Genomic DNA, 26687 nt, shown 5'->3' with positions numbered 1-26687 from the left:
GCTTCACCCATGGGGCGGTTCCGCGATGATGCAGGCGCCGCTGCAATCGCACGTGAAGTGAGTGAAGATGATACCGCCGCCCTATCTGCTCTATCTGGGCGACTCCCAGGACGAGCTCTCGGTGAAGACCTCACGTGGGGTCGCTCACTGGCGTCCGGAGTGGGCCCTGGGCGAACACCGCGGGCCGCTGTGCAACGTCACCCTGGGCCTGCCGCACCTCGGCTTCGCAGAGGCTGCGGCGCGCGGGGCCAGGACGCTCATCATCGGCGTCGCCAACGCCGGCGGCTTCCTGGGCCCGCGGATCGTCGCCGACGCGGTGGCGGCGCTGGAGGCGGGTCTCAACGTCGCGTCCGGCCTGCACGAGCGACTGGCGGAGCATCCCGAGATCGTGGCGGCGGCCGAGCGCAATGGACTGGCCCTGTTCGATGTCCGCGAGCCGCCGAAGAAGCTGCAGGTCGGCAACGGCCGCCCGCGCGCGGGTCGCCGCCTGCTCACCGTCGGAACCGACTGCTCGGTCGGCAAGATGTACACCACCCTCGCCATCGAGCGGGAAATGCGCGCCAGGGGGCTCGCGGCGGACTTCCGCGCCACCGGCCAGACGGGCATCTTCATCGCCCAGTCCGGCGTGCCGATCGACGCGGTGGTCGCGGACTTCATCTCGGGCGGGATCGAGATGATCTCTCCCGCCCGTCACGACGGCGGCTGGGACCTCATCGAAGGGCAGGGATCGCTCTTCCATCCCTCCTACGCCGGCGTGTCGCTGGGCCTGCTTCACGGGGCCCAGCCGGACGCCATCGTGCTCTGCCATGAACCGGAACGGCCCCACATGCGCGGCATCTCCGGCCGGGCGCTGCCGGGGCTCCAGGAGTGCCTCGAGGCCAACCTGGTCGCCGCATCCCTGACCAATCCCGGCGTGTCGGCGGTGGGGATCGCCCTCAACACCTCGAAGCTGACGCCCGCCGACGCCCGGCGGCTCTGCGACGAGACTGCGGCCCGTTTCAACCTCCCGTGCCAGGACCCGGTGTCCATGGGCGTGGACCAGATCGTCGACAGGGTGCTCCAATGCTTCGCAAAGTCACCGCAAGATCAGAGCGTTGGCCTCTGACCGGATCGTTCCGGATCTCGCGGGGGGTCAAGACCGCCGCCGACGTCATCGCGGTGGAGATCAGCCAAGGCGGGCGCCGAGGCCGCGGGGAGGGCGTGCCCTACGCCCGCTACGGTGAGACGCTCGCGACCGTGTTGTCCCAGATCGGCGAGGCGACCCGGCGCATCGAGCAGGGCCTGCCGCGCTCGGATCTCGCCTCCGTCCTCCCGCCCGGCGCGGCGCGCAATGCCGTGGACTGTGCGCTCTGGGACCTTGAGGCCCGGCTGAGCGGACGCAGCGTGGCCGAGCTGCTCGGCCAGCCGCCGCTCACGCCCATCGTCAGCGCGCTCACCGTCAGCCTAGATGCGCCCGAGGCCATGGGAGCGGCCGCAGCGGCCATGGCTGGCGTCGAGCTGATCAAGGTCAAGGTGGACGCCGTCTCGCCGGCCGACTGCCTGCGGGCGGTTCGCGCCGCCGCGCCCCGGGCCCGCCTCATCGTCGACCCCAACGAGAGCTGGACAATCGAGACCCTCGCGGCGATGCAGCCGGTGATGAGGGAAGTCGGCGTCGACCTCGTCGAGCAGCCGCTGCCCGCGGGGGACGACGGCGCGCTGTCGGGATTCGAGAGCTGCGCGCCGATCTGCGCGGACGAGTCCGTGCACGTGGCGCGGGATCTCCCCGGGCTGCGCGGCCGATATGACGTCGTCAACATCAAGCTGGACAAGGCGGGGGGCCTCACCGGCGCGCTGGAACTCCTCGCCGCGGCGCACGCCCAGGGCTTCGGGGTGATGGTCGGCTGCATGGTGTCGACGTCCCTCTCCATCGCCCCGGCGTTCCACGTGGCGCGTCACGCCGAGTTTGTGGACCTCGACGGCCCGGTCTGGATCGCCGCGGACTATCCGGGCGGGGCGGTGCAACGGGGCGCGGAACTGCTTCCGCCGGCCGACGCGCTCTGGGGGGCTCCTGAGGTGCAGGCGCAGTTGCACGAGGCCTGACACGGCCCGCGCGCGTAGGGACGTTCTCCCTCATCCGCACGGCTCTCCCTAGCGCCAGCCCCGGCGGCGCGAGCCTTCTGCCACGCTTCCGAAAATTGTCGGCCGCGGCGCGGAACATTCCCGAAGCTTGGCTGGTTGGGCGCCCGCAAAAACGGACGTAACGGCGCAGCCTGAAGCCCCACCACGGGAACTCCCGGCCCTGCGTTACGCGAAGCTTGGAGCTGTCACATGAAGCGAGTTGCAAGTGTCATCGGCGTAGCGGCGGCGGGCCTGCTGGCCACGGCCTGCGCCACCATGGATCGCGGCATGGCGCGCCAGGAGGCGGCGGCGACCCTCGCCAACGCCGCCGAGCTGCAGGGCACCAACGCGGCCGAGGTGGTCGGGCGGACGTCCATGGCGTTCGGGGACAGGTACACGGCGGCGAATCTCTTCGAGCGCGCAGCCGACTCCCGCGCGAGCGTCGGCAAGCGGTTCAACCTGGCCGCGGCCTATGAGGCGACGGGCCGTCTGCCGGAGGCGGTGACCATCTACCGCACGCTGGTGGACGACGGACAGTACGTGACCATGAGGTCCAATCGGCCGATGAACAATCCGGACGTCCCGGTCCGCCGCTACAACATCGCCGAGGAGTCGGCTCGCCGCCTGACCCGGATCATGGTGGAGAACCCGCTGATGTTCCCGCAGCAGAGCGGCGGCGCGCTCGCCGCGACCGGCTTCGCAACCCCGGTGGCCGCGACGGTCGGCGGCACGACCACCTCGGGCCGCATCTCCGACGCCCAGGCCATGGAGCTGGACCGGCTGGCCAGCGGAGCCGAATAGCCGCTCGTCTTACTGATCAGGGGCCGCCGCTCACGCGGCGGCCCTTTCCCGGTGAAGCGCCGGCGGGAGGTCACCCCGGCACGACGCGCTCGAGCGGCGCGGGTCACCCGACAATCCCGTTGGGCCCACGATGTCCTCAGGACGGACGCCTGGGCGCCGCCCGGGGCAGTCAGCTGTACTTGGCGGACATTGGCGCGCCGACAGGTCCGGGGACATCCGGACGGTCGACTTCATTGGCGAACCACCTGAGCTGCGGCACGTTCGTGGAACATGGACGATAGCCGCGACCGCGCACACCGCGCCTGGCGGGCCGCCGAGAGGATCCGGCGGCTCTCCGACGACATGATCAAGGTGGGCCCGTGGGGCCTCGGCCTCGACGGGGTGCTCGCCTGGGTCCCCGGCGTCGGCACCGTCTATTCCCTCGGGGCCGGTGGGTTGCTGCTTTACGAGGCGACCCAGGCGGGCGCCTCCCGGGCTACGCTCGCCCGGATGGCCGCCTGGCTGGCGGCCGACAGCGCCTTCTCCGGCGTGCCGGTCATCGGCTGGGCGATCGACACCTTCTTCCGCGGCCACCGGATGGCGGCGCTCACGCTCCAGAAGGATGTGGAGCGACGCCACGGGGCGCCGGAGGCCCTGGAGGCCGGGGGCCTCGGCGGCGGCGGGCCCGCCGCGAGGCCCGGAATGCGGGATGTGACGCCCGGACGTCGGCAGGGCTGATCCGCCGAGCGCGCCGGGTCAGGCCTTGACCACATTGTGGCCCGGGAGGCCCCGGGCGGCCATGGCGTTGCGCGTGTCCACGACGAGGCTGGCGTCGGCCAGCAGGCCGTAGTCCACGGCGTCATGGTCTGTCGAGATCAGGATGGCGTCGAAGCCGCTGACCGTCTCGGCGGTCAGGGCGGTCGAGCGGCGGCCGGCGTACTCGGCGTGCTCCCGCGTGCTGGGCGCCTCCGGCACGTGCGGGTCGTGGAATGCGACCTCGGCGCCCCGCGCCTCCAGGAGCGACATGAGCTTGAAGGTGGGGCTTTCCCGGACGTCCGCGACGTTCTTCTTGTAGGCCAGGCCGATCACCAGGACCCGGGAGGCGCTGAGCGCGCGCTTGAGACGCTCGTCCAGCGCCCGCGCCAGCACGTCCACCACATGGTTCGGCATGGAGGTGTTGATCTCGCCGGCCAACTCGATGAACCGGGTCGGCACCTCGAACTCCCGGGACCGCCAGGTCAGGTAGAACGGATCGATCGGGATGCAGTGCCCGCCGAGGCCCGGGCCGGGATAGAAGGGCATGTAGCCGAAGGGCTTGGTCTTGGCGGCCTCGATGACCTCCCAGACGTCGATGCCCATTGCGCCGTAGATCAGCTTCAGCTCGTTCACCAGGGCGATGTTGACGGCCCGGAAGACGTTCTCGGTGATCTTCACCGCCTCGGCGACGTCAAGCGAGGAGACCGGCACCAACGTGCGGACGACCGCGCCGTAGAACGCCTGCACCAGCTCTGACGCCTGCGGGCCGTCGCCGGCCACGACCTTGGGGATCGAGGTGGTGTCGAACGCCGTGTTGCCGGGGTCCTCGCGTTCCGGAGAGAAGCCGAGGAAGAAATCACGGCCGGGCGTGAGGCCGCTCGCCGCGAGGATTGGCTTCAGCACCTCCCGCGTCGTGCCCGGGTAGGTGGTGGATTCCAGCACGATCAGCTGTCCCGGGCGCAGGCGGGCGGCGATCTCCCGTCCCGTCGCCTCGATGAAGGACAGGTCCGGGTCCCGGTGGCGGCTGAGCGGCGTGGGCACGCAGATCACGATCACGTCGCATTCCGCCAGCCGATCGTATACGGTCGTGGCCGTGAAGCGGCCGGCCGCCACGAGCCGGCCGAGCTCCTCGCTGGAAACCGCGTCGATGTAGGATCGCCCGGCGCGGATCTGCGCCTCCTTTGTCGGGTCGATATCGAACCCGATGGTCCGGAATCCCTGGCGGGCTGCCGCGGTGGCCAGTGGAAGGCCCACGTAGCCCAGGCCGATCACGCCGGCCACGGCCGTGCGTTCCGAAAGCCGGGTGCGCAGCGTCTCGAAGCTGGTCGTCGTCTCTGGCATCGGCCCTGTGGGATCTTCCGGCCGCGCCCGGGCGGCTCGCGTCTCCATCCGTGGTCTGGCGCTCCGGGTCAAGCTCACGGGCGGCGGCCGCCGTCCGCGGAATTGCCGCCCGCGCCGCCAGGGTGTGGCCGGCCGCTCTGCGTCTCAACGCCTGGGCGGACTGCGCCCGGTCTTCCCGCGCATGGCGACCTCCAGGGTCAAGACCGGCTGGCGTTCATCGGCAAGGTCCACCAGCTGATGCGCGGCCCCGACCCACGCCGGGCTTCCCGATCCAATGCATACGCGCGCCCGGCCCCGACGCGAAGGGGCCGGGCCGCTCCCACGCCGGCAGGGCTGCGGCCGGTCCGGGTCGTCGCGGCTGCTGGTGGGCGGCGGCGGGCCGGGATCAGCCCGGGTCTGGCGCCGGGGTGGCGGCCGCGCCTGCCGGAGTTGGCCGGATCGCCTGGACGGGGCGGCTCCTGCGGTGGGCCAGGCCGTGGGCCTCTCTTGGGCCGATCTGGTCCGGGGCCCGCCGCCGCCGCAACGCGGCGTCCGCGTCCTACGCTCCGCTGCGGGGCTTCGCCTGCGGCGGCGGCCCTGGGGCCCCGGTCTGGGGATCGCCATCGAGGCCGCAATGGCGCGGCCCGAGCAAGCAGGAGACTGACCATGGCGACCATCGGAACCTTCACCCGGCAGGCGGACGGCTCTTACGCCGGCGCCATCAAGACCCTCAGCCTGAACGTCCGGCAGGCGCAGCTGCGCCCCAACGACAAGAGCGACGAGCGGGCTCCGGACTTCCGGATCTTCGCCGGCGCCGTCGAGTTCGGGGCGGCCTGGAAGAAGACCTCGCGCGAGAACCGGGACTATCTCTCGGTCAAGCTGGACGACCCCAGCTTCGCGGTCCCGATCTACGCCACCCTGGTGGACGCCGAGGAGGGCTACAGCCTGATCTGGTCGCGCAGCCGCGCGGCCGACTGAGCGGGCGGGCGGCGCGTCCCCGGCGCGCCGCCCCCTGGCCTTGCGAAGGCGGCGGCCGCGGGGCCGCCGCCCTTTTCCGCGCCCGGGCCTGTCGCTGCGCGACCGGCGGTCCGGGCGTCTTGAAGCCGGCCTCCCGCGGATGATCAGTGGGGGCGCGGGCCCTGGGCGTCGTCTCCTCGGGACGCCCCGGCCTCTCGCCGGCGGCCCGCGCCGGCCACCGTCCCATGGCCGGCGGGCGGCGGCGCCGAAGCCCCCCGTCGCGGCTGCTCCTGGCCGCGAGGCGCCGCCGCCCCTGCCGGGGCCTTGGCCGGAGACCGCCCATGACCATTCTCGGACACTTCACCCAGGCCGGCGAAGACTACGCCGGCGCCGTCCGCACCCTGTCGCTCTCGGCGGACCTGCGGTTCGTGCGCGCGCCCAGCGAGAACGAGCGCGCGCCTTCGCACCGCGTCATGACGGGCGAGGCGGAGTGCGGCGCGGCCTGGCTCTCGCAGGACGAGGCCTGCGTGCTCAACGTCCGGCTCGACGACCCGTCCTGGCCCGAGCCGGTGCGCGCCCGCCTGGTGCGTGGGCGCGGCGACGACCTGCTGCTCGTCTGGCGACGTCCCGCGCCGGAGTAGAGATCTCACGTCCCCGGCCCGCCGTCCTCGCCGCCGCCACGCCCGCCGGACCGATCCGGCGGGCGTTGTCATGGGCGGGCGTCTGCCGGATAGTTGCGGGCGGCCCGCAAGATTCTCGCGGGCGGGAGGCTGGCGCCGATGGGCGAGATCGCAGACCACGCGCCGAACGGTCCGGAGCTGACGGACTACGACCGCGAGCACATGATCACCTACCTGCGCCTGCTGGACGCCGAAGCAAGCGGCGCCCGCTGGGAGGAAGCCGCCCGGCTTCTCCTACGAGTCGATCCGCAGCGCGCCCGCGACACCGCCCGGCTGCGCTACGAATCGCATGCGAGGCGCGCCCGCTGGATGGCCACCGAGGGCTACCTCGAGCTGCTGCGCGCGGCGCGCGGCTGAGGCGCCGTTGACGTGGCCCGCGCCCGGGCGAAGGCTCCCCTGTCCTTGAGACTCGCGGGCGCGCGATTCGCCGCCCTGGTCCTGGAGGGGGGATGGCGCCGCGGGACTGGCGGAATCCGGCCGACTACGCCGACCTGGCGCGCCTCGACCTCGCGTCCCTGGCCTGGGAGTTCCTGAGGCGCAATCCGCAGTACCGGGCCGAGCAGGCCGCCCGCACGGAGGACTCCGGGGACGGTCCGGCGGCCGCCGCCCGCTGGGGCCTGCGCTTTCCCGTCCCGCCGGACGCCTCGGCGGACGAGGGCCCGGTCTTCTGGCGCGCCGAGGCGGCGCCCGCCCACGTGGTCCTGCTCGCCCGCTCCGCCCAGGGCGGCGTCACCGGAGAGGCCCTGGCGGGGCGCTGCCTGGCGCGGCGGCCGGCCGGGGACGGGCTGCACCTCAGGTTCGCGGACGGGCTGCAGGCGGTCATTCCCGCCGCCGTGGGCCTGCGCGCGCCGCTCGCGGCGGAGGCGGCGCTCGACGCCGACCTGGCCGCGCGGCTCACCGCGCTCGGCGCGCTCGAGCGCCTGCTCGGCGGCCGGCCGCCCGGACCCGACCCGCTGCCGCCGCTCAGCCGGCGGCGGGCGGGCCTGATGCTGCGCGCCCTCGACGCCCGGACCGACGGCGCGAGCTACCGGGACGTGGCCGCCCAGGTCCTGGCCCAGCCGCCCGGGGAACCGCGGGCCTGGCGGACGGCCCCGGCGCGCGACGTGGCCATACGCCTTTGCCGGTCGGCCTGGCGCATGGCCGGCGGCGGCTACCGCGCGCTGCTGCGCCGCCGCCGCTGAGGGGTGGCGAATCCGGGGCGGGCGGTCTTCGCCATCCCCCGCGGCGGCGGGGACCCGCGAAGGTGGCGCCTTCCCGGCGCCGGACCTCCGGCGCGGAGCCCTGGAGGCCGTCATGCCCGATCCGCAGAATCCCCTGCCGTCCCGCTACCTGCGCACCCCCGAGGCCGCGCGCCTGCTCGGCCTGTCGCACCGCACCCTGGTAAGGTTGGCGCTGATCGCGACGCTGGTGGTCTGCGCCACCGCCGAGCCCAGGCCGCGCACATTGATCGGCGCGAGCTTGTTCAGGTCCGACGGATTGATGTCGAAGCTGCCGTTGGCCTGCATGGGCCAGCCCTGCAGGAACAGGCGCGCGTCGTTCTGCAGGTAGCCGTCGGCGTCCACCGTGAACGAGCCGGAGCGGGTGAACAGCCGCGCGTCGCCGTTGGTCAGGCCGGTGGACTTCTGGGTGGTGATGAAGAAGCCCTCGCCGGAGATGGCGAGGTCGGTGGGCGAGGTGGCGCTCTGCACCAGGCCCTGCTGGCTGATGAACTGCCGGGTGTTGCCCTGCACCCCGCCGGCGGAATAGCGGCCGGACACCTGGGCGGTGACGACGCTGGCGAAGTTCACCTGGCTGCGCTTGTAGGCGTTGGTGTTGACGTTCGCGATGTTGTCCGAGATCGCGGCGAGCGCTGAGGAGTTGGCGACCAACCCGGAGACGCCCGCCAGCATGGCGGAGTTGATGCTCATTGGTTCGTTCCGTTCTGTTTCACTGGTGATCCGCGTGCTGCGGATGCGGAACGGCGCCTTTCGGCCGTCGCGTCCGCCGGACTTCAGCCGGCGGGTTGATGGGGGTCGCCCTTAGGCATCTGCCGGGGGCGGGTTGCTGGTGCTGTCCGGATCGCCGGCGTCGCCGGGATCCGTATCGTCGTTACTGGCGGTTGCGGCCGGCAGGCTGACGCTGGACACGACGTTCCAGGGGACCTTGCCGCCGTTGATCGTCAGCATCGTCTGGCCTTCGGCCTGCTCGACGCCGGTCACCATGCCCTGGACGTAGACGGTGGAGGGCACCGCCGCGGCGGTGGTGTCCTTGGCGCTGACCCGCAGGGTGTACTTGCCGCCGTCCGGCAGCTTCTGGCCCGAGACGTCCTTGCCGTCCCAGCTGAAGGCGTGCTCGCCGCCCTTGGCCGCGTCGCCGGTCAGGGTCTTGGTGTGGACCGTCTTGCCGCTGGCGTCGACGACCTCGACCTTCACCTCCTCGGCCTCGCGGTCGAGCTTGTAGACCCAGTCGGCCTTGCCGCCCTTGAGCGCGGTGGTGTCGGTGACGGCGCGCACCTCCTTGCCGATCAGGCTGACGGCGGTGGAGATGCCCGAGTTGGTGTTGCCCACCAGCTGCTTGAGCAGGTCGTTGGTGAGCAGCTGCTGCTCCACCCCGGTCATCTGCACCATCTGCTGGGTGAACTGGTTGGAATCCATCGGCGACAGCGGATCCTGGTTCTTCAGCTGCGTGGTCAGCAGCGTGAGGAAGGTGTCGAAGTTCTCCGCCAGGCGCGTGCGTGCGCCTGACGTGACTTCTGTGGGGGCTCCGACGGCGGAAACGGTCATGGGCGCTCTTCCTAGATCCGGACGTCGAGGCCGGCGGCGACGCCGCGGCGCAGGCTGAGCCCGCCGCGGAGCGGGGCCGCGTCGGCCTCACCGGCGGTATCCAGCGCCGCGCGGAAGGCCCGGCCGCGGAACGCCGCGCCGGTGTCGCGGCCGTCCTCGCCCAGGAAGCCCTGGCTCGGCCGGCCCTGGTCGCCGGCCACGTCGAAGGACATGCCGCCGGAGAGGTCGAAGCCCGCCTGCTCCATCGCCCGCTGCAGCTCGCCCGCGCGGGCCTTCAGCTCGTGCGCGGCTTGCGGCGTGTCGAACGACATGGCCGCAGTCATCCGGCCGTCGGCGCCGATCTCCACCCGCACGTCGACCTTGCCCAGGCCGTCGGGCGTCAGCTCCACGTCGAACCGCGTGGAGCGGGCGTCGAGCTTCTTGAGGATCTGGGCCGACAGGTTGGCCACGGTCTCGGGCGATCCGCGCACCTGGGCCGCCGCATGGCCGACGCTGGTCGGGGCGGACGGGGAGGCCTGGGCCGGGGTGGGCTCGGCGGGGCTGGCCGCGTCGGTGGTCTGGAACTCGCCGGCGGAGGCGTCCGCGGCGGCGACGGCGGTCTCGGGCAGGGGGGCCTCGCCCGGGCGGTCGGCCGCGGGCTTGGCCACGTCCGCGGTAGGCTGGGCGGCTCGCGCGCCGAGCGTCGGCGCGGCGGAGCCTGCGGCGTTGGCGGCGAAGGCCTCGACGCGTCCGGGGCCCTTGCGGTCGGTCTTGGCCTCGACCTTCTCGCGCGGGGCCGGCTGGGCCGCCTCGGCGGCCTGGGCCGCGACCTGAGGCGCGGCGGCGGCGGTGACGGCCGGCTGGGCCGACGGCGTCGCCGGCTGGGACGGGGCGGGCCCGGCGGCGGGGGCCGGGGCGGCGGGGTCCGCGTCCGCAGCGGGCGCGGCGGCCTGGGCCTGCGGCGCGGCCGGCTGGGCTGCGGCGGCGCGGGTCTGGGGGCGGACCGGCGCCGGGTCAGGTTTGCCGGGCGGCAGCGGGGCGGTCTGCCCGGCAGTCTCTGCCGCCGGTTCGCCCTGGCCCTCGGCAGGAACCGTCTCGGCGCCTTCTTCCTCCCGCAGGAAGGCGGCGTTCGGCCCGGCGTGGGCGAAGGCGGGCGCCGCCGGCCCGCCGGGCGTCTTGGCCTGGCCCCACGCGGGCGGCGACGGGGCCTTCGCCGCCGCATCCTGGGCGCCCGCCGCCGCCGCCGCGGCGGGCGCAGCGGCGGTCTGGGCGATCGCCGCGGCCAGCGCAGGATCGATGAGCGGGAGCGCGGGCTCGCCGGCGGCCTCGGCCGGGTCCGTCACGGTCTCGCCGTCCACCGCCTCGACGGGTCCCTGCGCGGTCGCCGGCCCCCCCTGCGCAGCGGCGGCGGGCGGGACGGCGTCGGTGGCGGTGAGCTGGCCAAGGAAGGCCGCCATCATCGCCTCGAAGGCGGCCGCGGGGTCCTGCGCGCCCGGCTGGGCGCCGCCGACGCCGGGGCCGGCGGAGGTCTGGACGGACACATTGAGCAGGGGCGCGGTCAAGGAGGCCTCGGGCTTGTCGGTGGAGGAGCGCCTTCTTGCGCCGGACGAGTCGCCGATCTCCGGAGCAACCTTTGCGCCAGCCGGCCAAGTCGTTGTCTTGCTTGGAAATTCGTTCCCCCGGCAGGTTCTGCGCAGGGCTGGGTCGCGGCGGAAATTGCCGAGCCACGGCGCCGGGGGTGGGTCGTTCCGTGCCGCCCGGCCGGTTGGCCCGGCTCTTGCGCCCTTAACCATAACCCATGTCGACGGCTCGAAAGCAGACGTTGAAAAACAACGACTTTTCCCGGCGCACCGCGCCTGCGTTCCGAAAAGTCCCGGCAGAATCCGCCGGGGCGCGCAGGCTTTGCCGGGCGGAGAGCTAGATGTCGCTCAACGTCACGATGAGGACCGCGACCACCGGCATGCTGGCCGCCCAGACCGGGCTGCGGGCGGTCTCGGACAACATCTCCAACGTCAACACCCCCGGCTACGTCCGCAAGGAGGTGGAGCAGCGCCCGGTCGTCGTGAACGGCATCGGGATGGGCGTGGAGGTCACCGCGATCAAGCGGGTGACCGACCAGTACCTGCAGCTCGCCAGCCTCACCGCCAATTCCGACTCCGCGCGCTGGGGCGTCTATTCCGAGTACTTCGACAACGCCCAGGCGCTGTTCGGCGACCCGTCCAGCGACACCTTCTTCTTCAACCGGCTGGACGACGCCTACGCCGCCTTCGCCGCCGCCGCCGACGATCCCTCCTCGACCCTGCTGCGCAGCCAGGCGCTGGCCAACGTCGAGGACTTCCTGGGCGAGGCCAACCGCATCAACACCCAGCTGCGCGAGCTCGGCCGCACGGTCGAGGGGCGGATCAGCACCGACGTGGAGCGGGTCAACGAGCTGCTCTCGCAGATCAACCGGCTGAACGCCGACATCAGCCGCGCCTGGCTGATCGAGCAGGACTCCTCGGGCTCGGAGAACATCCAGTCGGGCCTGGTGGACGAGCTCAGCGCGCTGCTCAGCGTCCAGGTGGCCAAGCGGCCGGGCGGCGGGGTGGACATCCGCTCGGCCGAGGGCGTGAAGCTGGCCGGCGACGGGGCGGCGACGCTCTCCTACGTGCGCACGGACTCCACGCGCGGCTATATCACCGCCAAGCCGGCGGGCGGCATCGGCTCGACCCAGTCGATCCAGATCCCCGGCGGCGAGCTGCGCGGCCTGATGGACCTTCGCGACCAGAAGCTGCCGGCGCTGTCCGACCAGCTCGGCGAGTTCGTCTCCCGCGCCGCCGAGCGGCTGAACGCCGCCCACAACGCCGCCAGCGCCGTGCCGGCGCCCGCCACCCTCAACGGCCGCCTCACGGGGCTCGACCTGCCGACCGCGATCAGCGGCTTCACCGGGACCTCGACCATCGCCATCGTCGACCCGGCCGGGGTCGTGCAGCGCACCGTGGCCATCGACTTCGACGCCCAGACCATGAGCATCGACGGCGCGCCGGGCGGTCCGTTCACCCCGGGCAGCTTCCTCGCCGACCTCAACATCAGCCTGGGCGCGTTCGGCTCGGCGAGCTTCACCGACGGGGCGCTGTCCATCGCCGCGACGGGCCCCTCGCGCGGGATCGCCATCGACGAGGGCACGTCGATGAAGGCGGGCCGGCAGTTCTCCCACTTCTTCGGGCTGAACGACATCGTCCGGTCCACCGGCTACACCACCTACGAGACCGGCCTGAAGCCGACCGACGCCCACGGCTTCACGCCCGGCGACACCATCAAGCTCATGCTGTCCCAGAACGACGGCAAGCCGCTGCAGGAGGTGACGGTCACCGTGCCCGGGGGCGCGACCATGGCCGACCTCGTCGCCGAGCTGAACAACCCCACCACCGGCGTCGGCTTCTACGGGGCCTTCAGCCTCGACGCGAACGGCGCGCTGAGCTTCGCCAGCACCGGCCCGACGCCCGCCAACCTCTCGATCGTCCTGGACGGCACCCAGCGCGGCGTCGGCGGCCCCTCGGTCAGCCAGCTGTTCGGCCTGGGCGTCGTCGAGCGCTCCGCCCGCGCCGGCCGCTTCCTGGCCAGCCCGGCCCTGATGGCCGATCCGACGAAGCTCGCGCTGGGCAAGCTCGACCTCACCGCCGCGGCCGGCCAGCCGGCGCTGCGGCCGGGCGACGGCCGCGGCGCGCTCGCGCTCGCCACCTCCGGCGACGTGGCCGCCCGCTTCCAGCCGGCCGGCTCGCTGGGCCTCGTGACCATGACGGTCAGCCGCTACGCCTCCGAGTTCGGCGGCTCCATCGGCCGCGAGGCCGCCGCCGCCGAGACCCGCAAGGAAAGCGCCCAGTCGGTCTACGCCGAGGCCACCGCCCGTCGCCAGGCGGTGGAGGGCGTCAACCTGGACGAGGAGCTCGTCCGTCTCACCACCTACCAGCAGGCGTTCAACGCCTCCGCACGCATGATCCAGGCGGCCAAGGACCTCTTCGACGTCCTGGTCCAGATGGTCTGAGGAGAGGCCCCTAGATGGTCACCCGCGTTTCCACCGTCGGCAGCTACAGCGCCGTCCTGCAGAACCTCCTGGCCGCCCAGGCGCGCCAGGCGGAGGCGTCCGACCAGGTCGCCACCCAGAAGCTCGGCAAGGACCTCAAGGACTATTCGCGCCACGCCGAGATGCTCACCGCCATGCGCTCGGTGCAGACCCGCATGGAGGTCTACGCCGAGCAGAACCTGATGATCGCCGACAAGCTCACCACCCAGGACGCGGCGCTCAACCAGATCACCGACGCGGCCGGCTCCACGCGCCAGGCGATCCTCGACGCGCTCGCCGCGGGCGACGCCGGCACGCTGATGGAGGAGTTCGAGGCCCAGCTGCGCAACGGGCTGGAGGGCATGAACGCCCGCTACGGCGGCAAGTACCTGTTCGCCGGCGGCCAGGTGGACACCAAGCCGGTGACCGCCACCAAGCTGGACGACCTGTTCGGCGTGCCGCTGCCGGCGATCGCCGACTTCTTCAAGAACGACAACTTCCAGACCCAGGCCAAGCTGGACGACTCCACCGTCGTCACCACCGGCATGCTGGCCAGCGACCTGGGGACGGAGATGCTCACCGCCTACCAGGCGATCAAGGCCTTCCACGAGGGCGCGCTGGGCCCGCTCGACGGCAAGCTCACCGCCGCCCAGCAGAGCTTCCTGGAGGGCCAGCTCGGGACCTGGGAGAACATCCGCTCCGACCTGACCGTGCTCACCGGCCGCAACGGCCTGGTCCAGCGCCGCGTGGACTCGGTGAAGGAGAACCTGGAGACCCGCTCCAACACGCTCGCCGGCATGGTGGGCGACATCACCGACGCCGACATGGCCAAGGCCGCCACCGAGCTGCAGGCCGCCCAGATGTCCGTGCAGGCCGCGGCCCAGGTGTTCATGACCCTGCAGAACACCTCGCTGCTCAACCTGCTGCAGTAGGCGAGGCTCAGTCCAGCTTGAACGGTCCGCCGAGCCGGGCGACCAGCCGCTCGCCGTCGTAGACCTCGGCCGCATAGTGGCCGGCGTAGACGTCCTCGGCCCGTTCCAGGGCCTCGTTGTCGTTGGCGAAGCGGTCCTCGAGCGCCTGGGCGATCCGTTCGTCGCCGCTCAGCACATAGATACGGTACTCGATCACAGTGGGCTCCCCTTGGCTGAAGCCGGCGGTCGGGACGCCCCCTTGGCGGGCCGCCGGCGCTTCTGGGTCCGGGGAGAAGACTGGTCCGCCTTTGCCGCTTTTCTGTGACGTTTGTTGTGGCTGCGGCGGCGCGCCGCGGCCATTTCCGGCCCGCCCCTCGCAAACCCCTGACCGGACAGCTAAATAGCGCCCATGAACGCGCCCGTGGTCCTCGCCCAAGCTGCGCCGGACGACCTGCTCCAGGTGGTCCGCGACGCCGTGCGCCTGCCGCAAGGCGCCCGGATTGTGGCGGCCATGTCGGGGGGCGTCGACTCCACCGTCACCGCCGCCCTGCTGGCCCGGGCCGGCTACGACGTGGTCGGCGTCACCCTGCAGCTCTACGACCACGGCGCGGCGATCCAGAAGAAGGGCGCCTGCTGCGCCGGCCAGGACATCCACGACGCGCGCATGGCCGCCGAGGCGATCGGCATCCCGCACTACGTCCTCGACTACGAGAGCCGGTTCCGCGAGCAGGTCATCGAGGACTTCGCCGACGCCTACCTGCGCGGCGAGACGCCGATCCCCTGCGTCCGCTGCAACCAGACGGTCAAGTTCCGCGACCTGCTGGACGTGGCCCGCGACCTGGGCGCCGAGGCCATGGCGACCGGCCACTACGTCCGCCGCGAGGTCGGCCTGTTCGGCCCCGAGCTGCACCGCGCCGCCGACCCGGCCCGTGACCAGTCCTACTTCCTGTTCGCCACCACGGCCGAGCAGCTCGCCTTCCTGCGCTTCCCCCTGGGCGGCCTGCCGAAGCCCGCCGTGCGCGCCGCGGCCCTCGACCTCGGCCTCTCGGTCGCCGACAAGCCGGACAGCCAGGACATCTGCTTCGTGCCGGAGGGCCGCTACACCACGGTCATCGACCGCCTGCGCCCGCACGGCGCCGAGCCCGGCGACATCGTCCACCTCGACGGCCGCGTGCTGGGCCGCCACGAGGGGGTGACCCGCTACACCATCGGCCAGCGCCGGGGGCTGAACGTCGCCGTCGGCGATCCCCTGTTCGTGGTCCGGATCGACGCCGATGCGCGCCAGGTCATCGTGGGTCCCCGCGAGGCCCTGCTGACGAACGCCCTGACGCTGAAGGAGACCAACTGGATCGGCGACCTGCCGAGCCTGGAGGCGGCCTGCGACGCCGGCCGCCCGGTGCTCGCCCGCGTCCGCTCCACCCGCGAGCCGGTCCCCGGCCGCCTCGCCGTCGTCGACGGCGAGCCCGGCCTCGTGTTCGACGGTGCGGAAGAAGGTGTCGCCCCCGGCCAGGCCTGCGTCCTCTACGCCCCCGAAGCCCCCACCCGCGTCCTCGGCGGCGGCTTCATCGCCCGCACGGTCCGCGCCGTCTGAGCCGTCTCCCTCCCTTGATGGGGAGGGGTCGACTCGCCGAAGGCGAGCGGGGTGGGGAAGTCGCGTCCAAGCTTTGACTCCCGGTCTGGCCCACACCTCCCCACCCTGGCGGCTCCGCGGCCTGTCCCTCCCCATCAAGGGAGGGAAAGCCTCCCCAGCAGGGGAGGGAAAGCGCGCCCTCGCGCCTCACCGGGCGATGAATTATATCCTCACCCATGACCCAGACCTCCGACCCCGTCGTCATCGCGTCCTACGCCCGCACGCCCATGGGCGGCTTCCAGGGCGTGTTCGCTCCCGTGAAGGCCACCGAGCTCGGCGCCGCGGCCGTCCGCGCCGCCGTGGAGCGCGCGAACGCCCCCAAGGACCAGATCGAGCAGATCTTCATGGGCTGCGTCCTGCCCGCGGGCCTCGGCCAGGCGCCGGCCCGCCAGGCCGCCATCGGCGCAGGGCTCCCGACGTCGGTCGAGGCCACCACGGTCAACAAGATGTGCGGCTCGGGCATGCAGGCCGCGATCATGGCCCACGACGCGCTCGCCGCCGGCTCCGCCGACATCATCGTCGCCGGCGGCATGGAGAGCATGACCGGCGCGCCCTACCTCTCCAAGCAGCACCGGTCCGGCGCCCGCATCGGCCACGACCAGATGTTCGACCACATGTACCTGGACGGCCTGGAGGACGCCTACGAGCCCGGCCGGCTGATGGGCTCCTTCGCCGAGGAGACGGCGAAACAGTACCAGTTCACCCGCGAGGCCATGGACGAGTACGCCATCACCTCCCTCGAGCGCGCCAGGGCCGCCACCACGTCCGGCGCCTTCCGGAAGGAGATCACTCCCTTCGAGGTGGTCACCCGCAAGGGGGCGGTCCTGATCGAGGACGACGAGCAGCCGCTGAAGGCCGACCCCGCCAAGATCCCGACGCTGAAGCCCGCCTTCGCCAGGGACGGCGCCATCACCGCCGCCAACGCGTCTTCGATCTCCGACGGCGCCGCGGCGCTGGTCATGACCCGCGAGAGCGTCGCCCGCCGGCTCGGCATGAGCATCGTCGCCCGGGTCGCCGGCCACGCCGCCCACGCCCACGAGCCCGGCCTCTTCACCACCGCCCCGGTGCCGGCGGTGCAGAAGGCGCTGAAGAAGGCCGGCTGGGGCGTCGACGACGTCGACCTCTTCGAGATCAACGAGGCCTTCGCCGTCGTCGCCATGATCGCCGAGCGCGACCTCGGCATCGACCGGGCGAAGATGAACGTCAACGGCGGCGCCTGCGCGCTCGGCCACCCGATCGGCGCGTCCGGCGCCCGCATCCTCGCCACCCTGCTCGCCGCCCTGGAAGCCCGCGGCGGCACGAAGGGCGTCGCCTCCCTCTGCATCGGCGGCGGCGAGGCCACGGCCATGGCCGTGGAGCTCATTTAAGAGCCCGCTCATCCCGGCTTTCGCCGGGATGAGCGGAGGAGGGGTGTTCGTGTGGTTCGTGGACCCTATCTTCCCAAAGGCCGTTTCGTCGCCGAGGAGAGTTCCATGACCACCCTTCGCAACGACACCGAGAACCACCGCTACGAGATGGACGAGCAGGGGATGACGTCCTGGGCCGACTACCAGATGCGCGACGGCCGGCTCTACATCCTGCACGTGGAGAGCCCGCCAGCGCTGCGCGGCACCGGCGCGGCCGGCCGGCTGATGGCCGCCATGAGCGCCGACATCAAGGCCCAGGGCCTCAAGGTCACCCCCATCTGCGGCTACGCCGCCGCATGGCTGCGCCGCAGCCACGACTACCGCGACCTCCTGACCTAGCGCCCCTCCCTCCCTTGATGGGGAGGGCCGACTCGCCGCCCGGCGAGCGGGCTGGGGAGGTCGCGATCAGGCCCAGGCTCCCCGCCAAGCTCCCACATCCCCACCCTGGCGCTTCGCGACCCGTCCCTCCCCAACAAGGGAGGGACCGGAATCGAAACGGCCCGCAGGCTCTGCGCCCACGGGCCGTTCATACTTTAGAAACCTGGTTAACCGGCCCGGCTAGCCTTGCGGGTCCTCGACGGAGAGCGGGGGATCAGCGCTCCTGTCGGACATCTCGCGGGCATTCGCCGGCCGGACCAGCGCCGGAACGGGACATCCGTCCCATTTCGGCCCGTTCGGAATGACCGCCTTCGGCTGACGCCGGCGCCGGCCGGACCCCGCCCCATTGAAGTGCTCAGGGCCCGGCCGTCACGCACGGCAGGCGGTCGGGGAAACCTCGTGCGCCCGCTTACGTGCGGGCGACGATGGCCTCCAGGGTCTGGACGCGCATTTCGCAGTCCTCGACCAGCCGGCGGGCGAGATCGCGCACGCCCGGCGGGTAGGCGTCGCCGCCGTCCGCGATCTCCGCGGCCAGCTGTTCGACGTCCACGATCGCCTGGTTCAGCGCGCGGATGTGATCCTTGGCGAGCGTCTTGGCCTCGAGCTGCAGGCGACGGACGCGCTGCGCGACGGTTTCGGCCTTGGGCCCGGAAGTCTTAAGGTCGTTGTCGGCGACCACACTGAGAGACGGTGACATTCTGTAGTACCTCAAATCCCCAACCCAGGTTCTCGGAAGCCCGCTGGTCCCCCATGGACCGGCTCGAAGAAGCTCCCTGGCCTGCTGTCCCGTTAAAGAACGAAGACAGCACAGGTTCCCTGACAGCCGCATGAACGGCGCCAGCACGGCAGAGGTGGGGATTTGGCGCCACGCTGTACAGTTAACCGGTGACCACCGACACGCCGAGATTTTCAGGGGCGGGGATTAGCGGGGCTGTGGACTGAGCCGAACCCAGGTTTCCGCCTCATGGGTTCTGCGGGGAAGGCAGTATCCGCCGGCGGCGGCTGAGCCGCCTACTCCCCCTCCGCCGCCTTCAGGTCTACCCGCTCCCCGCCGTCCACGAAGCTGTAGGACCCGCCGGGCTGGAGGGGGCCGTAGACGGACTTCTTGAGGCGGTTGCAGACCAGCTCCACCTTGCGGCGTGGGTCGAGGGGCCGGGACCAGTGGGCGCCGGGCTTCAGGCGGACGTTGACGAACAGCCGGCCGTTCAGGAGCACCGCGCAGTAGACCAGCTCGCTGGCCTCGTTGCGCAGCGTCAGGGTCTCGTCCGGCGGCCCCTCGGCGGCGGCGGCCGGGACGGCCAGGGCGAGCGCGGCAAGCGCGGCGGCCAGGCGGACGGTGATGGGCATGGGCTCGCGCTCCCCCGAGGACGGCGGCCCCGACGCTGCGGCCGCGCCGGGATACAGTCAACTCCCCACACCGATCGCCCCAGCTTCCGCGGGGATGAGCGGAAGAGGGGCCGGCGCTTTCGCGTCCTTCGCGTCTTTCGTGGTTCCCCACACCCCCGCTCACCCGCCGCATTGACGCCGCCGGCCGCGCTTGCTCCCTTCGCCGCCGAGCAAGGGGAATCCAGGGGCGATGTGGGAACAGGGTGACGGCGCGGCGGCGGGGCCGCCGGCGCTGAAGGGGACGCACGTGGCGGCGGCCGCCTGGCGGGCGATGCGGGCGAGGCCCCGGCCGCTGGTCGCCATCGGCGTGGTCTATGCGGCCTTCGCGGTGGCCTCCCAGTGGTCGGCCCGCGCGCTGGCGGTGACGGAGGGCCTGCCGGCGGTGACGCCGAAGTTCGTGGCCTATTCCATCGTCGGCGGCGTGCTGGGGGCGCTGTTCGCGGCGCTCACGCTGCGCACCCTGCTGCAGCCGGGCCGATCCGCCTGGCGGCCGGATGCGGGCCTCTTCGCCTATGTGGTCCTGCTGACCGTGGCCGGGGTCGGCCTCAACCTGCTGGTCCTGGGCTACGGGAACCCGCCGCCCGCCGACGCCGCCGATCCGCAGGCCGCCATGGCCTTCCTGGGCCGCGCCGTCGTGGTCATGGGGATCTATGTGGTCGCCGCCTGGGCCTGCCTGCGCCTGATGCTCTGGCCGATCAGCCTGCTGCTGGGGGAGGGGACCGTGCCGCCGAGCCGCTCCTTCGGGCTGATGCGCCGCGCCGTGTGGCCCTTCGTCTTCGCCGCCGCGATCCTGGGGATCGGCCCGGTGATCGTCTGGGGCGTGGTCGCCTCGCAGTACACCACCGAGGGCGGCGAGTGGCGCCTGGTGATCGGCGCGCCCTTCCTGGTGTTCTTCGCCATGGCCTGCGCCGCCGTCGGCGCCGAGGTCTACCGCCGCCGCGTCGCCACGGCGCCCGGCGGCGTCGCCGACACCTTCGACTGATGCACCCCGCCCTGGCAGACGCGGTCGCCGACCTCGTGCCGCCGAGGGTGACCTTCGGCGAACTGGTCGCGCGCGCCGTGCGGGTGCTGATCGCCTCGCCGGCCTCCGTCTGGGCGATCTGCGCCTGCCTGGCCGCCCTTCGCGCCGGGGTCCGGCTGACCGAGCAGGCGCTGGGCCTCGCTGGCGAAGGTGTGGCTCCGACGCCCACTGTCTGGGCGACCACGACCGTGGAGGTGTTCGGCGGCGCGGCGCTCACCGGGCTCGCGCTCCGCCGATGGCTCGCGCCCCGGCTTGGCTGGCGGCTCGACCGCGGCTTCTGGGCCTATCTCGCGCTCGCGGGCCTGGCCTCCTTCAGCTTCTCCGCGCCCAGCCTCCTGCAGATCCCCATGGAGGTCGTGCTGCCCGGCGCCCCGCGCTCTAGCCCGGCCCTCACCCTGCTCCTGCAGACGACGGTCTTCCTGGCCCTCGCCTACGTCTATGCCCGGCTGATGCTCTGGCCCATGACGCGCCTCGTGGGCGAGCGCGCCCTCGGGCCCGCAGGAGCCTGGCGCGCCATGCGCGGCGGGTCCTGGCCCTATGTCGGGGCCGTGGTTCTGGTGTCCCTGCCGGTGATGCTGGCCACCGGCGGGCTCGGCCGCCTGCTGGAGCGGGGGCTCGGGCCGCCGGGGGCCTGGGCCGAGGTGGCGATGACCAGCCTCGGACTGGCCCTCGTGGAGCTCTTCGCCGCGGCCGCCTCCGCGATCGTCTACCGCCAGCGGGCCCGCACCGAGGCCGACGTGGCCGAGGTGTTCGATTAGGCCGCTGAATCCTTGGTGATCCGGCGGGCCCGGGCTTAGCCTCTCACCTGCGACACGCGACGGTCTTTCGACAGGTGAATCCCCGCCCGTACGACGCTCCCACGTCTATGCGCGCGCCCGCGCACGCGAGGGACGTGTCACGCCGCGTCGCTCGGCGGCGTCCCTACCGCCGCTTCTTGCGGAAGCGTTCCTGGGCCTCGGCGCGGGCTTCGGCGCGGACCTGCTTGACCGCCGCCCGGTCGCCGGACTGGCCGTCGCCGGCCAGCGCGTCGGAGGCGAACTCCAGGTCGAGCAGCTTCAGCCGCTTGATCTCGTCGCGCAGCCTGGCCGCCGTCTCGAACTCCAGGTTGGCGGCCGCCTCGCGCATCTTGTTCTCCAGGTCGCGCAGGGTGGTCTTGAAGTTGTCCCCCATGAACGGCTTGCCGTCCTCGGCGACGCCCACCGGCACGGTGACCCGGTCCTTCTCGTAAGGGCTGGCCAGGATATCCTTGATCTGGCTCTTCACGCTGGCCGGCGTGATGCCGTGCTCGAGGTTGTACTGCTCCTGCTTCTCGCGCCGCCGCTTGGTCTCGGCCATGGCGCGTTCCATGGAGCCGGTCACCTGGTCGGCGTAGAGGATCACCCGGCCGTAGACGTTCCGCGCCGCCCGGCCGATGGTCTGGATCAGCGAGGTCTCGGAGCGCAGGAAGCCCTCCTTGTCGGCGTCGAGGATGGCCACCAGCCCCGTCTCCGGGATGTCGAGCCCCTCCCGCAGGAGGTTGATCCCCACCAGGATGTCGAAGGCCCCGAGCCTTAGGTCCCGGATGATCTCGATGCGCTCAAGGGTGTCCACGTCGGAGTGCATGTAGCGGACCCGCAGGCCCTGCTCGTGCATGTACTCCGTCAGGTCCTCGGCCATCTTCTTGGTCAGCACCGTGATCAGGCAGCGGTAGCCCTGAGCGATCGTCTGGCGCGCCTGGTCGATGACGTCGTCAACCTGGCTGAAGCCGTCCTTGGAGACCGGCTTCACCTCCACCGGCGGGTCGATGAGGCCGGTGGGGCGGATGACCTGCTCCACGAAGACGCCGCCGGTCCGCTCCATCTCCCAGGAGCCGGGCGTCGCCGACACGTGCACGGTGTCCGGCCGCATGGCGTCCCACTCCTCGAACTTGAGCGGGCGGTTGTCCATGGCGCTGGGCAGGCGGAAGCCGTACTCGGCCAGCGTGAATTTCCGCCGGTAGTCGCCCCGGTACATGCCGCCGATCTGCGGCACGGTCTGGTGGCTCTCGTCGACGAACAGCAGGGCGTTCTCCGGGATGTACTCGAAGAAGGTCGGCGGCGGCTCGCCGGCCCGGCGGCCGGTCAGGTAGCGCGAGTAGTTCTCGATGCCGGCGCAGGAGCCGGTGGCCTCGATCATCTCGATGTCGAAGGTGGTCCGCTGCTCCAGCCGCTGGGCCTCGAGCAGCTTGCCGTTGGCCACCAGCCACTCGAGGCGCTCCTTGAGCTCCTTCTTGATCTCGTTGATCGCCTGCCGGAGCGTCGGCCGGGGCGTCACATAGTGGCTGTTGGCGTAGATCTTGATGCCCTTGAGGTCGGCGGTCTTCTTGCCCGTCAGCGGGTCGAACTCGCTGATCGTCTCGACCTCGTCGCCGAACAGGCTGATGCGCCAGGCCCGGTCCTCGTAGTGGGCGGGGAAGATCTCGATGGTGTCGCCGCGCCGCCGGAAGGTGCCGCGCTCGAAGGCCTGGTCGTTGCGCTTGTACTGCAGCGCCACCAAGTCCCCCATGAGCTTCTTCTCGTCCACCCGCTGGCCGGGCTCGAGGGTGAAGGTCATGGCCGTGTAGGTCTCGACCGAGCCGATGCCGTAGATGCAGCTGACCGAGGCCACCACGATCACGTCGTCGCGCTCCAGGATCGCCCGTGTCGCGGAGTGCCGCATGCGGTCGATCTGCTCGTTAATCGAGCTGTCCTTCTCGATGTAGGTGTCGGTCCGCGGGACGTAGGCCTCGGGCTGGTAGTAGTCGTAGTAGGAGACGAAGAACTCCACCGCGTTCTCGGGGAAGAAGCTCTTGAACTCCGAGTAGAGCTGAGCCGCGAGCGTCTTGTTCGGCGCCAGGATCAGGGCCGGCCGCTGGGTCGCCTCGATGACTTTGGCCATCGTGAAGGTCTTGCCGGAGCCCGTGACGCCCAGCAGCACCTGGTCGTGTTCGGAGCCCTCGAGGCCCGCCACCAGCTCGCGGATCGCCGTCGGCTGGTCGCCGGCCGGCTCGTAGTCCGAAACGAGCTTGAACGTCCGCCCGCCCTCCGACTTGGCCGGGCGCGCAGGCCTGTGGGGCTTCCACAGGAGCGGCATGGTGTTCTCGTCGTAGTCGAACGTCGCGGACATGTCGGCGACGCCGCCGGCGGAGGCTCTGGGCATCGGCGCAAGATAGGATTCCGGACGGTGTTATTCCAGCCGCCCTGCTGCCAACATGCTGGCAGCAACGAGAGACGAGGGGACCCGATGTCCGAACACCCGCAGTCCGCCGCCATCGCCGCCGCCCAGCAGGTGCTCGACGACTTCATGGCCGCCTTCAACGCCCGCGACGTCGAGGCCTGGGACGCGACCTTCAACTTCCCCTCGGTGCGGCTGGCCTCGGGGAAGCTGGTGATCCTGCAGAAGGGCGACCACAGACCCGGCATGTTCATGGGACCACTCCGCCTGGGAGCGGCGCGACGTGATCCACGCGGGGCCGGACAAGGTGCACATCGACACCCGCTTCACCCGCTACCGGAAGGACGGCTCGGTGATCGGAGGGTTCGACAGCATCTACGTCGTGACCCTGGAGGACGGCCACTGGGGCGTGAAGATCCGCTCCAGCTACGCGCCCTAGGCCTCGCGCTTCACCCAGAGCATCCGGCGCAGGGTGGCGTCGCGGTCGACGATCAGGTGCTTGAGCGCGCCCAGCACGTGCAGGCCGAGCAGCGGCCAGAACAGGTTGGCGGTCAGCTTGTGCACCGTCTCGGCGCCCTCGTGCAGCCATTCCACCTTGGCGGGGAAGGGGCTGGCGATGGCGAACCAGTCGAAGACCTCCAGCGGCCGGGCGTTCGACCAGATGACCAGCGGCCCGCTGAGGATCTGGATGGCGATCATCGCCAGGAACAGGAACTGCACCGCCTCGGCGATGAACCGGAACGGACGCCGCGTCTCCAGGGCGTCCGGCCGGACCTGCGAGGCGCTCCAAAGGAGGCGCGCCAGCAGGAAGGTGAATAGCAGGAGCCCGATGGAGACGTGCTGGGCCCGCGCCGCGAGCTCGGCGGTGCGGTTGGCCGCCTCTTCCATCTGCTCGCCGGTCAGGTAGAGCACGATCACGCCCACCGCCGAGATCCAGTGCAGGACGATGGCGGCCCAGCCGTAGCCGGTGCGGGTGTTGACGAGGGACATGGCGAGCGTCTCCGGAGGATGACACGCCCAACCTAGGCCTTGCCGCGCCGGCGGGCCTTGATCCAGGTCAGGTCACCGCCGCGCGTTCAGCCAGTCCACGACGGTGCGGTTCACGAGGGCGCTCGCGTCGTGCTGCACGAAGTGGGCGGCGTCCGGGATCATCACGAGGGTGGTGTCGGCCTGCACGTGATCCCAGGTCCCGGAGTGCCCCGCGGCGTTGAGCGCGGTGTCCTTCATCCCGTGGATGACCAGCGTCGGCGCCTTCACCGGCTGGCTCGTGGCCATCGTCGCCGGCGCTGCGGTCTGCTCGCCGGTCGCGCGCGGGTAGTTGGCCCGGTAGTAGTTCAGCATGGCGGCGAAGTCCGACCGCTTCAGCGCCTCGACGTAGCCGGCCTTCTCGGCCGGATCCTTCACCCAGCCGGCCAGCCCCTCGGCGGTGAGGTTCTTCTCGAAGCCGGGCTGCTGGAAGTTGCGGGCGTACTGGCTGTTGGCCTGCTGGTCCTTGTTGGTCGCCATCTCCCGGGCGAAGCCTGCCGGGTGCGGGACGCTCATGACCACCAGGCGGCTCACCAGCTCGGGCCGGTTCATGGCCACCTGCCAGGCGATGGCGGCGCCCCAGTCGTGGCCGACCACGATCGCGTCCTTGCCGCCCTCCGCGGCGATCACCGCCGCCACGTCGCCGATCAGGTTCGGCATGGCGTAAGCGGCCACGCCCTCCGGCTTGTCGGAGAGGTTGTAGCCGCGCAGGTCCAGGGCCGCGGTCCGGTAGCCCGCCCGGTTCAGCGCCGCCGTCAGCGGCTTCCAGGTGGCCGAATAGTCGGGGAAGCCGTGCAGCAGGACCACGAGCGGGCCCTTGCCGTCGGCGACGTAGTGGATCTTCACCCCGCCGTTCTCGGCGTAGCGGTCCTGCGGCGCGGCCTCGGCGGCGCCGGCTAGCGCCAGGGCCGCCAGGAGCCCCATCAACATCCGGATCATCGCTCCCTCCCTCTTCGGCTTACAGCGTAGACCAGACGCGGCCGCCGTGTACCCCGTGTGTCGCACAGTATGCGCTAGACAGTGTGTGTCGCACAGTATATGACGCACAGCATGCCGGTTGAGAGCGACATCTTCGAGACCCTCCGCCTGGAGCTGCGCCGCGGCTCCCTGATCCTGGCCGTCCTCGGTCAATTGCGCGGCGAGCACTACGGCTACACCCTGCGCAAGGCGCTGGCCGAGGCGGGCGTGGAGATCGAGGAAGGGGCCCTCTACCCGATGCTGCGCCGCCTGGAGGCGCAGGGCCTGCTGACCAGCGAATGGCGCGAGGAGGAGAAGCGCAACAAGCGCTTCTACCGCCTGTCCGCCGAGGGCGAGGCCGTGCTCGCCCGGCTCATTGACGAATGGCGGGGGCTGAACGCCGCCGTCGACCAGATCCTGAAGGGAGACGCGTGATGGACCTCATGGAGCGTTACCTGGCGGCCGTCGGTCGCGAGCTTCCCGAAGGCCAGCGGGCCGACATCACCGCCGAGCTGCGCGACGAGCTGCTCTCCAAGGTCGAGGAGCGGGAAGCCGCGCTTGGCCGCCCTATCGACCGGCGCGAGCTCGAGCGCCTGCTCGTGGAGTTCGGCCACCCGCTCGTGGTGGCGCACCGCTACCGCCGGATCCAGCACCTGGTGGGGCCGGCGGTCTTCCCGTTCTGGTGGGCGGGCCTGAAGGCGACGCTGGTCATCGGCGCCGGCGTCTACGTGGTTCTGGCGGTGATCGGACTGCTGACCACCGGCGACCTCAACCGGATCATCGCCCGGGCGGTCCCGGACCTCTGGGAGGCGTTCCTGGTCGCCTTCGCCGTGGTCACCCTCATCGCCGTCGGCGTCGAGCAGGGCGGGGGCGTGCGGCGGCTCGCCAGGTGGCGGCCCTCGCAACTGCCGCCGCCCAGGCTGCGCACCCGCTCGCGCTTCGACCACGTGGTCGAGATCGGCTTCGGGGTGATCTTCATCCTGTGGTGGGTGGGGGCGATCCGCTTCCGCGACCTGGCGCCGGAGCACCTGGAGGGCGCCATCGTCATGGCGCCCACCTGGGACCTCTGGCGGGGCCCGGTGCTCGCCTACCTGCTGTTCGAGCTGTTCGCCAACGTCCTGAGCTTCGTCCGGCCGGCCTGGGCGCGGACCAACGCCACCCTGCGCCTCATGCGCAACCTGGCCGGCGCTGGGCTGCTCGCCGGGATCGCACAGACCGGCCCCTGGATCGAGGTGGCCGACGCCGCCAGGCACTCCCTGAGCGAGGCCACCATCAACAGCTGGATGCAGATCGGCTTCACCGCGACCGCGGTGGTGATGCTGGCGCTCGCCGTCCACTCGGCGTGGCGGCTCGTCCAGTCGCTCGGGCGGGCGGACGGGCCCGACGGGGCCCTGAACGCCGCCTCCTGAGCCGAGGCGGCGGCGCGGG

At 71.9% G+C, this 26687-nt stretch carries 28 protein-coding genes; 18 read left to right on the top strand and 10 right to left on the bottom strand.

Annotated features, from left to right (window positions below; translation table 11 throughout):
• Positions 1-67: 67 nt before the first annotated feature.
• The 4 genes from dgcN to VM685_RS16495 all read left to right on the top strand — a co-directional run bounded on the left by dgcN (position 68) and on the right by VM685_RS16495 (position 3615).
• Positions 68-1105, top strand: coding sequence for an N-acetyltransferase DgcN (gene dgcN, locus VM685_RS16510; RefSeq protein ID WP_325461272.1), 1038 nt, complete (start codon positions 68-70; stop codon positions 1103-1105).
• Complete coding sequence (gene dgcA / locus VM685_RS16505) at positions 1063-2079, top strand: N-acetyl-D-Glu racemase DgcA (RefSeq protein WP_325461271.1); 1017 nt, start codon at positions 1063-1065, stop codon at positions 2077-2079. The genes dgcN and dgcA overlap by 43 nt, the downstream gene beginning before the upstream one ends.
• A gap of 228 nt (positions 2080-2307) precedes the next feature.
• Positions 2308-2898, top strand: a complete 591-nt coding sequence (locus VM685_RS16500) for a hypothetical protein (RefSeq protein ID WP_325461270.1) — start codon at positions 2308-2310, stop codon at positions 2896-2898.
• Positions 2899-3168: 270 nt separating this feature from the next.
• Complete coding sequence (locus VM685_RS16495) at positions 3169-3615, top strand: DUF4112 domain-containing protein (RefSeq protein ID WP_325461269.1); 447 nt, start codon at positions 3169-3171, stop codon at positions 3613-3615.
• An 18-nt stretch (positions 3616-3633) separates the two neighbouring features.
• Here VM685_RS16495 and VM685_RS16490 read toward each other — a convergent pair whose 3' ends face one another.
• Positions 3634-4974 carry a nucleotide sugar dehydrogenase gene (locus VM685_RS16490; protein WP_325461268.1) on the bottom strand — a complete coding sequence of 447 codons (1341 nt, stop codon included), beginning with the start codon at positions 4972-4974 and terminating at the stop codon, positions 3634-3636.
• Positions 4975-5619: 645 nt separating this feature from the next.
• Here VM685_RS16490 and VM685_RS16485 point away from each other — a divergent pair.
• The 4 genes from VM685_RS16485 to VM685_RS16470 all read left to right on the top strand — a co-directional run bounded on the left by VM685_RS16485 (position 5620) and on the right by VM685_RS16470 (position 7771).
• A complete protein-coding gene (locus VM685_RS16485) occupies positions 5620-5931 on the top strand; it encodes a DUF736 domain-containing protein (protein ID WP_325461267.1) in 312 nt (103 codons plus the stop codon).
• Positions 5932-6251: 320 nt separating this feature from the next.
• The gene (locus VM685_RS16480; protein ID WP_325461266.1) at positions 6252-6551 is read left to right on the top strand and encodes a DUF736 domain-containing protein; all 300 of its coding nucleotides are present in this window, start codon (positions 6252-6254) and stop codon (positions 6549-6551) included.
• A gap of 138 nt (positions 6552-6689) precedes the next feature.
• The gene (locus VM685_RS16475) at positions 6690-6947 is read left to right on the top strand and encodes a DNA -binding domain-containing protein (protein ID WP_325461265.1); all 258 of its coding nucleotides are present in this window, start codon (positions 6690-6692) and stop codon (positions 6945-6947) included.
• A gap of 92 nt (positions 6948-7039) precedes the next feature.
• Positions 7040-7771, top strand: a complete 732-nt coding sequence (locus tag VM685_RS16470) for a DUF2285 domain-containing protein (RefSeq protein ID WP_325461264.1) — start codon at positions 7040-7042, stop codon at positions 7769-7771.
• 144 nt (positions 7772-7915) lie between these two features.
• Here the strand turns inward: VM685_RS16470 and VM685_RS16465 are convergent, their stop codons facing one another.
• From VM685_RS16465 to VM685_RS16455, 3 genes are all read right to left on the bottom strand, one after another.
• Positions 7916-8497 (bottom strand): flagellar hook-basal body complex protein, encoded by a 582-nt coding sequence (locus tag VM685_RS16465; protein ID WP_414693386.1) that lies wholly within the window; start codon positions 8495-8497, stop codon positions 7916-7918.
• Positions 8498-8608: 111 nt separating this feature from the next.
• Entirely contained in the window at positions 8609-9352 is a 744-nt protein-coding gene (locus VM685_RS16460; protein ID WP_325461263.1) for a flagellar hook assembly protein FlgD, read from the bottom strand.
• 11 nt (positions 9353-9363) lie between these two features.
• Entirely contained in the window at positions 9364-10893 is a 1530-nt protein-coding gene (locus VM685_RS16455) for a flagellar hook-length control protein FliK (RefSeq protein WP_325461262.1), read from the bottom strand.
• A gap of 359 nt (positions 10894-11252) precedes the next feature.
• Between VM685_RS16455 and flgK the strand changes: the two genes are divergently transcribed.
• Both flgK and VM685_RS16445 read left to right on the top strand, forming a co-directional pair.
• A complete protein-coding gene (gene flgK / locus VM685_RS16450; RefSeq protein ID WP_325461261.1) occupies positions 11253-13355 on the top strand; it encodes a flagellar hook-associated protein FlgK in 2103 nt (700 codons plus the stop codon).
• 14 nt (positions 13356-13369) lie between these two features.
• Positions 13370-14305, top strand: a complete 936-nt coding sequence (locus VM685_RS16445) for a flagellin (RefSeq protein ID WP_325461260.1) — start codon at positions 13370-13372, stop codon at positions 14303-14305.
• A 7-nt stretch (positions 14306-14312) separates the two neighbouring features.
• On the opposite strand, the gene VM685_RS16440 is transcribed toward VM685_RS16445, so the two are convergent.
• Positions 14313-14501: a hypothetical protein gene (locus tag VM685_RS16440; RefSeq protein ID WP_325461259.1), complete on the bottom strand. Its 189-nt coding sequence runs from the start codon at positions 14499-14501 to the stop codon at positions 14313-14315.
• A 192-nt stretch (positions 14502-14693) separates the two neighbouring features.
• Here VM685_RS16440 and mnmA point away from each other — a divergent pair, with 192 nt between their 5' ends.
• The 3 genes from mnmA to VM685_RS16425 all read left to right on the top strand — a co-directional run bounded on the left by mnmA (position 14694) and on the right by VM685_RS16425 (position 17659).
• A complete protein-coding gene (gene mnmA / locus VM685_RS16435) occupies positions 14694-15875 on the top strand; it encodes a tRNA 2-thiouridine(34) synthase MnmA (protein WP_325461258.1) in 1182 nt (393 codons plus the stop codon).
• A gap of 215 nt (positions 15876-16090) precedes the next feature.
• Positions 16091-17281: an acetyl-CoA C-acyltransferase gene (locus VM685_RS16430; RefSeq protein ID WP_325461257.1), complete on the top strand. Its 1191-nt coding sequence runs from the start codon at positions 16091-16093 to the stop codon at positions 17279-17281.
• A gap of 105 nt (positions 17282-17386) precedes the next feature.
• On the top strand, positions 17387-17659 hold the full coding sequence (locus VM685_RS16425) for a GNAT family N-acetyltransferase (protein ID WP_325461256.1): 273 nt from the start codon (positions 17387-17389) through the stop codon (positions 17657-17659).
• Positions 17660-18107: 448 nt separating this feature from the next.
• Here VM685_RS16425 and VM685_RS16420 read toward each other — a convergent pair whose 3' ends face one another.
• Both VM685_RS16420 and VM685_RS16415 read right to left on the bottom strand, forming a co-directional pair.
• Complete coding sequence (locus VM685_RS16420; protein ID WP_325461255.1) at positions 18108-18395, bottom strand: hypothetical protein; 288 nt, start codon at positions 18393-18395, stop codon at positions 18108-18110.
• Positions 18396-18709: 314 nt separating this feature from the next.
• The gene (locus tag VM685_RS16415; RefSeq protein ID WP_325461254.1) at positions 18710-19045 is read right to left on the bottom strand and encodes a hypothetical protein; all 336 of its coding nucleotides are present in this window, start codon (positions 19043-19045) and stop codon (positions 18710-18712) included.
• A 229-nt stretch (positions 19046-19274) separates the two neighbouring features.
• Here VM685_RS16415 and VM685_RS16410 point away from each other — a divergent pair, with 229 nt between their 5' ends.
• Positions 19275-20066 (top strand): hypothetical protein, encoded by a 792-nt coding sequence (locus tag VM685_RS16410; RefSeq protein WP_325461253.1) that lies wholly within the window; start codon positions 19275-19277, stop codon positions 20064-20066.
• Positions 20066-20863, top strand: coding sequence for a hypothetical protein (locus VM685_RS16405; RefSeq protein ID WP_325461252.1), 798 nt, complete (start codon positions 20066-20068; stop codon positions 20861-20863). The genes VM685_RS16410 and VM685_RS16405 overlap by 1 nt, the downstream gene beginning before the upstream one ends.
• Positions 20864-21026: 163 nt before the next feature.
• On the opposite strand, the gene uvrB is transcribed toward VM685_RS16405, so the two are convergent.
• Positions 21027-23261, bottom strand: a complete 2235-nt coding sequence (uvrB, locus tag VM685_RS16400; protein ID WP_414693385.1) for an excinuclease ABC subunit UvrB — start codon at positions 23259-23261, stop codon at positions 21027-21029.
• A gap of 298 nt (positions 23262-23559) precedes the next feature.
• Here uvrB and VM685_RS16395 point away from each other — a divergent pair, with 298 nt between their 5' ends.
• The gene (locus VM685_RS16395) at positions 23560-23715 is read left to right on the top strand and encodes a hypothetical protein (protein WP_325461251.1); all 156 of its coding nucleotides are present in this window, start codon (positions 23560-23562) and stop codon (positions 23713-23715) included.
• Here VM685_RS16395 and VM685_RS16390 read toward each other — a convergent pair.
• Positions 23712-24266: a cytochrome b gene (locus VM685_RS16390; RefSeq protein ID WP_325461250.1), complete on the bottom strand. Its 555-nt coding sequence runs from the start codon at positions 24264-24266 to the stop codon at positions 23712-23714. The two genes, VM685_RS16395 and VM685_RS16390, sit on opposite strands and share 4 nt — an antisense overlap.
• Positions 24267-24338: 72 nt before the next feature.
• Positions 24339-25241: an alpha/beta hydrolase gene (locus tag VM685_RS16385; RefSeq protein WP_325461249.1), complete on the bottom strand. Its 903-nt coding sequence runs from the start codon at positions 25239-25241 to the stop codon at positions 24339-24341.
• Between the two features lie 111 nt (positions 25242-25352).
• On the opposite strand from VM685_RS16385, the gene VM685_RS16380 reads away from it, so the two are divergent.
• Positions 25353-25694 (top strand): PadR family transcriptional regulator, encoded by a 342-nt coding sequence (locus VM685_RS16380; protein WP_325461248.1) that lies wholly within the window; start codon positions 25353-25355, stop codon positions 25692-25694.
• Entirely contained in the window at positions 25694-26668 is a 975-nt protein-coding gene (locus VM685_RS16375) for a hypothetical protein (RefSeq protein WP_325461247.1), read from the top strand. The genes VM685_RS16380 and VM685_RS16375 overlap by 1 nt, the downstream gene beginning before the upstream one ends.
• The last annotated feature ends 19 nt before the right edge of the window (positions 26669-26687 follow it).

It is taken from the genome of Phenylobacterium sp. (assembly GCF_035539035.1).
GTDB lineage: Bacteria > Pseudomonadota > Alphaproteobacteria > Caulobacterales > Caulobacteraceae > Phenylobacterium.
The sequence above is the reverse complement of the archived record's forward strand: the minus strand, read 5'-3'. Positions and strand labels throughout refer to the sequence as shown.